This window comes from Siccirubricoccus deserti (assembly GCF_014283215.1).
Lineage (GTDB): Bacteria > Pseudomonadota > Alphaproteobacteria > Acetobacterales > Acetobacteraceae > Siccirubricoccus > Siccirubricoccus deserti.
The window spans coordinates 1-7,948 of the sequence record NZ_JACOMF010000106.1; the positions used below are offsets into that span (position 1 = coordinate 1).

Annotated in this window: 7 protein-coding genes and 1 pseudogene; 5 read left to right on the forward strand and 3 right to left on the reverse strand. The window is 64.2% G+C overall.

Annotated elements, in window-relative coordinates:
- The 4 genes and pseudogenes from H7965_RS32320 to H7965_RS31430 form a co-directional block, all read left to right on the forward strand.
- Positions 1–132, forward strand: a pseudogene (locus H7965_RS32320) (IS5 family transposase); the annotation flags it as partial.
- Positions 129–317, forward strand: a complete 189-nt coding sequence (locus H7965_RS31420) for a CsbD family protein (RefSeq protein WP_186773747.1) — start codon at positions 129–131, stop codon at positions 315–317. The pseudogene H7965_RS32320 and the gene H7965_RS31420, both read left to right, overlap by 4 nt.
- Positions 318–1,361: 1,044 nt before the next feature.
- Positions 1,362–1,691: a DUF1003 domain-containing protein gene (locus tag H7965_RS31425; RefSeq protein WP_261394409.1), complete on the forward strand. Its 330-nt coding sequence runs from the start codon at positions 1,362–1,364 to the stop codon at positions 1,689–1,691.
- A gap of 14 nt (positions 1,692–1,705) precedes the next feature.
- Positions 1,706–1,918, forward strand: a complete 213-nt coding sequence (locus H7965_RS31430) for a hypothetical protein (RefSeq protein WP_261394410.1) — start codon at positions 1,706–1,708, stop codon at positions 1,916–1,918.
- Between the two features lie 132 nt (positions 1,919–2,050).
- Here H7965_RS31430 and H7965_RS27610 read toward each other — a convergent pair whose 3' ends face one another.
- The 3 genes from H7965_RS27610 to H7965_RS27620 all read right to left on the reverse strand — a co-directional run bounded on the left by H7965_RS27610 (position 2,051) and on the right by H7965_RS27620 (position 6,114).
- Positions 2,051–2,431 (reverse strand): hypothetical protein, encoded by a 381-nt coding sequence (locus H7965_RS27610; protein WP_186773748.1) that lies wholly within the window; start codon positions 2,429–2,431, stop codon positions 2,051–2,053.
- A 345-nt stretch (positions 2,432–2,776) separates the two neighbouring features.
- Positions 2,777–3,043 (reverse strand): hypothetical protein, encoded by a 267-nt coding sequence (locus tag H7965_RS27615; protein ID WP_261394411.1) that lies wholly within the window; start codon positions 3,041–3,043, stop codon positions 2,777–2,779.
- 1,316 nt (positions 3,044–4,359) lie between these two features.
- Complete coding sequence (locus H7965_RS27620) at positions 4,360–6,114, reverse strand: sensor histidine kinase (RefSeq protein WP_186773749.1); 1,755 nt, start codon at positions 6,112–6,114, stop codon at positions 4,360–4,362.
- 1,681 nt (positions 6,115–7,795) lie between these two features.
- Here H7965_RS27620 and H7965_RS27625 point away from each other — a divergent pair.
- Positions 7,796–7,948, forward strand: a 153-nt coding sequence (locus tag H7965_RS27625) for a transposase (protein WP_186773716.1), incomplete at its 3' end; no start/stop codon positions are given.

Consider the following 7,948-nt stretch of genomic DNA (forward strand, 5'->3'; position numbering starts at 1 on the left):
ATCGGTTGGATCAGCCGCAACCGCCGCCTCGCCCGCGACTTCGAGCGACACTGCCGCATCGCCGCCGCCTTCGTCCGCATGGCAATGATCCGCATCATGCTCCGCCGGCTGGCCAGAAAGCCCTCAGCGTGAATCGAAACTTCCCGGATGGGCTCTCAGGTGCGGCTAACAAAGCGAAGGGCGCTGTGAAGGGCGCGGTAGGCTCGGCAACGGGCGACACGAAAGCCCAGGCTGAGGGGAAGGTCGACAAGGCCAAGGGCTCGGCCCAGAGCACGGTCGGCGGCGTTAAGGACGTGGCAGACAAGGTCAAAGACTGATTCGCTGAATTGTTGCGGCGATGATCGCCGCTGCGCGGTCCGCCACCGTGATTCCTGATCCTCACCTTCTGCCGAACGGCGGACACGAGATTTGAAACGGTCACAATGGAAGACCACAGAATGCGCCACATTGCACGCCTGATGCTGCTGATCCTAGCTCCGCTCGTCATGTTAGCGGCATGCCAGCGCGAGGGGCCGGCTGAACGCACTGGCCGCAGCATAGATCGTGGTGTTGATCGGATCACCCGCTGACGCCTCGGTCTGCCGCGATATTTTCCCCTTGGGAAGCCATCAACACAGTCGTCCCTGATCGGAGAACAACAGCCATGAACAACATTATCTACATTGTCGGCCTCGTGGTCGTGGTGGTCGCTGTCCTATCCTTCTTAGGGCTACGATGATTGCGAGAGGCGCCATAGGGCGGAAATACCACGGTGCGCCGGTTAGGGTGGGGCTGACGGCTCTGCCGAGCAGCCCAAGTCTTTTGCCTCGCGGGCTCAATAGAGCGGTCTGGTGTTCCGCCCAGACGTGGCTACGAGCGATGACGGTAAAGGTGCCTTTTTCACACGAGTCGGGTTTTAGCGAATGAGCGCCAGCACCGCTGCCGCCTGGGACGCAAGGATCGCGCACATTCTGGCCAAGCTGCCTATGCGGGGCAGATCGGCAGTTGAGTGGCTGCGTCACCCGCCGCGGCGGTGGCCACGGCTGCTCTGCGCCGCGCTGCTTATCGCTGGAGGAGTCTTCTCCATCTTGCCCGTCCTTGGCCTCTGGATGCTCCCGCTCGGGTTGGCCCTCATGAGCGACGACGTTCCCTGGCTCAAGAGCCCACTTGAGCACGCGGCGCGCTGGATCGAGAGGGCATGGCGTAAGGGCCGTGCGGCATGTCGAGGGCGCAGTCAGCAGCCCTAGCCATTCGCCATCCCGTCATCGCTTGTTGACCAGCGGCAGGAACCAAGACGGAGGATGGTCCATTATCCGGCTGCCGAAGGGCGAAACAGCCCAGCAGCGGCGCTACACGCCTCTTCGCAGCCGGGATTGTACTGCATGGAAAAGCCAACGCCAACGGTCCCGCCACCGAAACCCGATGACCTGAACAGTGCCCTCAGGCGGAACATTCAAGCTCTTGAGGACCGCCGAAAGCAGGAGGCCGCCGCCGCTCCGACAGAGACGCGCATCGCCGAGGCGATCACCCGCTTCACGGGGAGCATGCGCTTCGTCTACGTCCACCTTGCGCTCTATAGTGCTTGGATACTGGTCAACCTCGGTGTCGTGCCCGGCGTGCCCAGGTTCGACCCGTCCTTCGTCGTCCTGGCGATGGCGGCGTCGGTGGAGGCAATCTTTCTGTCCACCTTCGTCTGTCCACCTTCGTGCTGATCAGTCAAAACCGCATGGCGGCGGCGGCGGACAAGCGCGCCGACCTCGACCTACACATTAGCCTGCTCACCGAACACGAACTGACGAAGCTGGTGGAACTCGTCACGGCCATGGCGGAGCGGGCGGGGGTTCGGGCGAACGCTGACCCTGAGGTCAAGGAGATCAAGAAAGATGTGGCCCCGGAAGCGGTGCTCGACGAGATCGAGACCAAGCAAGCCTCCGAGTAGCCGCATACCGATCGCCTGTTTGATGTTCGGGCCAGAGCGGCCACGGCCTTGAGCATCAGGGTTGCTGCGCCTGATCGGGAGTTTGGTCGCACGCGGCTGAGCAGTGGTCCTGAAAGGAGCGATGAAGCCTCGTCACGCGCCGCGCTTGTCGCCCCGCCATGGTGTCCTCGGCCGTGCCGAACTCCTGCGCGGGACCACCTGCGCACCGCTGCCTCCCGCGTCGCCACGCTCGGCGGCGATTTCCCCAGCAGCCTTGGCGTCGGCCGCCTCAGCCTGCTTTGCCGTCTCCTCGGGCTTGGGCTCCCGACCGGGCATATGACCATCGATCAGCAGCGCCAGCGTGGCGTGGGTTTCGAAGAAGCCGCCGCCGTCGCGGGTTGCGAGGAATGGCTTTCCGCCCAAGGTGAAGACGCGCCGCTGCATGGCAAGCCGCTGGGCCTGTGCCTCGCTGGCGGGGAAAAAGGTGCAGCCGCACGCCTTGGCAACCTCGAACTGCTCCCGTGTCAGTTCCACGTGCAGCCTCCCGCATAGGATGCCAGTGACATAGAGTCCGGTTAGCTATCCCGCCCAGTGGGCGGGTCCGCAGTCCAAGAATGCCGCACGATGTGCGGCCAATACGCAGTCAGGACTTATTCTTGTAGTCATGCACGTGGTGGCGGTCCCTCTCGCCGCCGCCGCCCGAGACGCGCGAGCGGTCGGGGTTGGTAGGGGTGCCGGGCGCCCGCGTTGTGTCGCTGTTGTCCTTGTCCTGAAAGCGCGTGGCATGCCCGTGCGAGCCGCCTTAGTGGCTGCTTCCGGGGCCGCCGCCGTAGTGGTCGTTGTTCTTCGTGGTCGTGCGGGAATGTGGCTTCGACATGATCAGCGATCCTGCTGGTAGCCCTGATTGGTGGTGTTCTGCTTGATGTTGCCCTGGCGGCCTTGCTCGCCGAGGTGCCGGTCGGTCGAATCCTTGTTCGCCCGGCCGACCTCGGCGGACATCTCGTCGCCCGACTTGGCGTTGGCACTGCCGCCGATCGGCGCGCGACCGGCAGGCGGGATGGGGGGGAGATGGGACTTGCTCATGCCCTCTGAACGCTCCATCCCCTCGGCAGGATGCGCGACACCTGACAGGGACAAACGCGCCACCGAAAGGGCTCGGACAGGGTGCCGGGCCGTCGGCACCTTCAGGCGGCGCCATGCCGCAGCAGACGGCGCCATGCCGCAGCCGAAATGGCCTCAGGTGCACCGAGACACCTTGCCTCACGCGGATCGCAGTCCTGACACTGCATTACCGATCTGGCGGGCACGGCTTGGTCACGGCGGAGTGTCCACGGGGGTAGCGCCCGAACGATATGTCTCCTGCCGCCGAGCCAGCCTGTCGTGCGCGCTACGCCATTCTGCGCCGCTCCTCCTGCGGTGGCGGGGACGATGGGCCACCATGCGCCCGATCAGAACTGCCAGGAGCAGAACTGTGCCAATCGCCAGCACGACGAGGGGGTCCATTGCGCCTCCTTTGCCCGGCAGCCCGGTCAAACCTCCGCGGCGGGCGTGGTGAAGGTTGGCGTCGCCACTGATTGCACAGAACGCTTCAGGGGCGGAAGGCGCGGCGACCGACCCGAGATGCTGAGCACCCAACCATGGGGCGAGTATTTGACGAAGGCTAGGCCGCCGGCCGCTTGGGGCCAACTCTCGTAGATGGCCACCAGCCTGCCGTCGGTGTCGCGCTCCTCGTGCTCCCAGATTGGAGCCCCACCAACCGCGGCACCGGTCCGAACCAGCCGCAGTGAATGGCCAGCGGGAACACTAAACGTCTTCTCGAAGTCCGACACGCCCGCCGCACTCCCGGCCCTGGTTCCTCTAGCGCCGTCATCTGGATCGCGCCGATGTCCTGAGGCGGGACGCCTGATCAGGTTTGATGAAGATCAAGCGACCAGCCATGTCGATCCCGTGATGGACACTGCGATCGAACCACACCGCACGCCAAACCGGTATGCGAGTACCAGGAGGGCGGCGCAACCGGACAGATGAAGAGGGCGCGTCTCCATCGTCCGCCATGGCGTCGATCGTGGCGACGGCGCCCTGCTCGTGGAGTGGACCGAGCGGGGCAGACCTCGAGTAAACGGGCCGCCTGCGCGGCGAGGCTTCGGCTCCTGCTGCTGGAGCGTGGGTTGGCAGCGAAAGCAGGAGTCGGTGCGGATATCCAGTTCGAGCCGGAAGGCGTGCGCTGCACACTGCGCCTAGCGCAACTGCCGGCCGGCTCCCGGACAGAGGGCTCAGCACAGTAGTGGCCGGCACTGAGTGAAAGGCCATCCCGTCCGCCAGCCGGCAATGAGTCAAGCCCCGGGCAATCATGGTGTTCTATTGCGCCGGCAGCCGCACACAGTGCTAAGCCAATGTTGCACTGCGTCAGGCCAGCCACATCAGGAAATCACGGGCGCGTACCATCCGCGCGATGTTGGCAGTCAGGCGGCGGCTGCTATGCTCGCGGGATCAAATGCTTCAGCGACCACCACAATTCGCCCGAGCGGCACGGTGACCTCGCAGATCAGGCCTGTTCGCGCCCAGCGCCGTACCACCGAGCCACCAAGCTGCCCACGCACCGTGGCTTCGATGACCCGCGAGCCGAACCCCCGCCTTGAAGGGGTACCGGGGACTGGTGGCCCGCCCGATTCCGCCCACCGCAGGTGCAGCAGGCCGTCCTCCCCAATCCTGCGGCCGGCGGACCAGCGTATCTCGACCGTACCGCCGGAGGTGGAGAGCGCACCATGTTTGGCCGCATTCGTGGCTAACTCGTGCAGCACCATGGCAAGCGGCTGCACCGCAGTCGCAGCAAGTGCCACCTGCGGCCCATCGATCAGGACACTGGCAAGTCGCGGCGCCTGCCCCTGGCCTTGAATGTAGGGGGCTACCTCCTGCTCGACGACAACGCGTAGATCGGCGCCAGACCTTCCCGCTTCCGCCAGGAGCGACTGGGTGCGCCCGAGGGCGGCGATCCTCGCCTCAACCGCGACAACAAAGGTCCTTGGTTCGTCACGTGGGCTAAGGCGCAGCACCGATTGCACCACTGCCAGGACATTTTTGGCCCGATGGTCGACTTCGCGCATCAGCAGGGTCTTTCGCGCTTGGTCGGCCTTCATTGCCATGTGCGCCTGCAACACCGCCACACGAAGGCGCTCAAACTCTCGGACGCGCACCGGCGGTCCTTCGCGCATGATCTCCGCGGCGCCGCCGCTGGCCGCGACGCGTTCCGCCTTGCTGGTCAGCCAGTCTACCGGCCTGAGAATGCGTCCGCTGATCCAGATGGCGGCGCTGAGCGCTAGCACCAAGCTGCCGAGCCCGCCGAACGCCAGCGTGGCGAGCGGCTTCCACAGGCTCGCGTAGTAGGTCGACAGAGGCTCGGCGACTACGACAAACCATCCGGGCGCACCAGAGACCTGCTGAAGCGCTGTGATGATCTCCGCTCCGGACTGGTTGGTGCCTTGAAGGATATCAGCCTCCCTATTGCGGGCGGCGTCAGTCATCCAATCGCGGATCGTCTGGCCGAGAAACCGCTCAGGTTCAGAGGATCGGGCCATGATCTGCCCTTGCCCATCCACGAGCGATGCATAGCCGCCCTCGCGAAAAGTCTGCTCGGCCAGTATCGCTGAGATGCGCCCGGGTTCCACCGCGATACCAAGCGCCAAGACAACCCGCCCGTCCCTGATAACCGGAACGTAAATGGCCGTAACGTGACGGCCGGTGACCTGACCGCGAAGCAGATTGCCGACCGCCGGGCGGCCGGTGTCGAAAACCTGCTGCGCCACATTGACGGACTCTCGCCGTTGCCCCTCCGGGAGGACTGTTCCTGCCGAAAAACTCGTGTGCAGGAGCAAGGAGAGGTCTGGCGCCACCACGAAGATGCGGGTGCCAAGCCGTGCGGCGATCTGCTGTGCCCGCTGATGGAACGAACTTAGATTGCCGTCCTCATCGAGGTTGTGTGCAGTGGCCAGCGTCGTGAGCGCGAGGACGTAGGAGTCGATCTCGGCTTTGACTGTGCTTGCCAGCGCCCTCGCGGTACCTTCCAGTCGGTCATCGAAGGCTTGCCGATAGCTGCCAACCGCCGCCGTCACGGCGATAGCGCCGACGGCAAATGCCGGGAGGAGCGCCGATGCTACGAGCGCAACGATGTGCGTCCGTAAGCTGTGGCGTTTTGTCCTGACCATAGCCTCTGTCGGCAACTGCTCTGCCTCCCGTCTGGCGCCGTGTCCGAACGGCAAATTCCAATTATTATACAGAATACATCGAGCATCATTCTACCTTAAGGTTAGAATTGCAACCGGATGGATGAGCGGAGGTCTGGCTCCGGGTATCGTCCAGGGCCGAGATACCCGCTGCCTTGGAGCACGTATGAGCAGATGCCATGCGTTTGGAAGACCAAGGGGTACCGGCCGAACCACCCTTTTACGGATAGCGGCCGTGGCCGCGGAAGTTGGTGGCGAGGGACAGCACGCTTTATGATTAGACTTGGATCATCAATTGCAATCGCGCCACGCCACCGTGGCCGAGCGGCCTGGAGACGGCGCCACGTGAACCTCCGGCTGCACACCGCTTTCGGGAACATAGCGGCAGGTGCCACGCACGATGAGGTAGAGGTCCGCAGGACAGTTCGGGAGATTGAGCTTGAGCAAGCACCCCCATGAGAGTACGGACACGCAACGTTACAGACGTCGTGTAGCCGGGTTAGAACTCTGTCCTGAATGCGACGGTGATTGGGGGCACGGTTCCGGCCGAGCCTGGACAGCGCGCAGAGATGCGAAGCGGCGCACTGCCTAACTTTGCAATCTCAAGCGATACAGCACACTCCGCTGCGTCCTGCCGATATGCAGCCGTGATGGGGCCGCCCGGCAACAAGCCTGCGGTAGTCAGGCCGAAGCCAATCCGCATTGGTGTCCCCAGGAAGGGCCAAGCAAGCTCGGTTGAAAGGTTCGCCCGCGTGCGCAGAGCTAGTGCCGAGGATGCTGGCGTGCCGGCGAGACTGCCGACACTAACGCGGTCTCCAACGGTGCTTTCCGCCGCGAACTGCAAGCCAAATGGGAGCGAGAGTGAGATTGTTTGGCCCAGCGCCACGCCAAGACCAGGGTAGACAATCGATCGTTCGGGATGCGCCGCGGCCGACGCTGATGCCGACAGCGTCGGCTTCACCGCCCAAGTGAATCCCGTTGCAGTGACCAGTGGCAACCGGATGCCAGCCGTGGCGCTTGCGCTGCGTAATGCGTGGTCGGGCCGGACTACGCCCGAAGGCACCTCACCGCGTACCCAGGCTTTTCCACCGGGCGCTTCCAGGGCTGGCCGCAGCGTCTCCGTTGGGGCTGCCAGTCCCGGTGGCAGAATTCCTGCTGTCCGCGGGTCCTGCATCGGGCCGAATGGGAGTGGGTCCATGCCTGCATGACCGGGAGCGACATCCAAAGCAAACGTTGCGGATATGCCGGCAAGCATGGACATGGGGCACCGTGCTGCAAAGCGAGCTAGGCCTAGAATGTTCAAAGAATACAATCCGCAGTTGGGCGTGGGTGTACTAGCTTGCAGATTGCTGTGCCTCAACACCTGCGTGCCTCGTGCGAAGCGATCTTCGACCGGGTGTTGCTATTGTGCAGCGGCGACCGTTTGCCTGACGGCTGTTGGCGCCGTTGGTGTGCATAGTTCAGGCGGTCGCTATGGACTCGCGCCGGAGCGGTCGGGGCCGAACTCAGTGTAGGCGCCGCTATGCCATGCTGCGGCGATGGCGCAGATCGGCGGATGCCGCTCTGGGATGACCAGCGCGGAACGCGGGAAAGCTCTTTCAGGGCCAAGGACTGAGGTGGTCCCCGGATTTCGGACAGGTGGGTAAGCTCGGTTCGCCTGTGAGAAGGACGGACCCGGATGACGGGCAAGCGGACGCGGTATTTGGCGGATTTCAAGGCGAAGGTTGCTTTGGAAGCGCTGCGGGGTGAGTTGACGACGGCGCAGCTGGCGGCCAAGCACGGCATTCACCAGACCATGGTGGGCGAGTGGAAGCGACAGGCCATGGAGGGG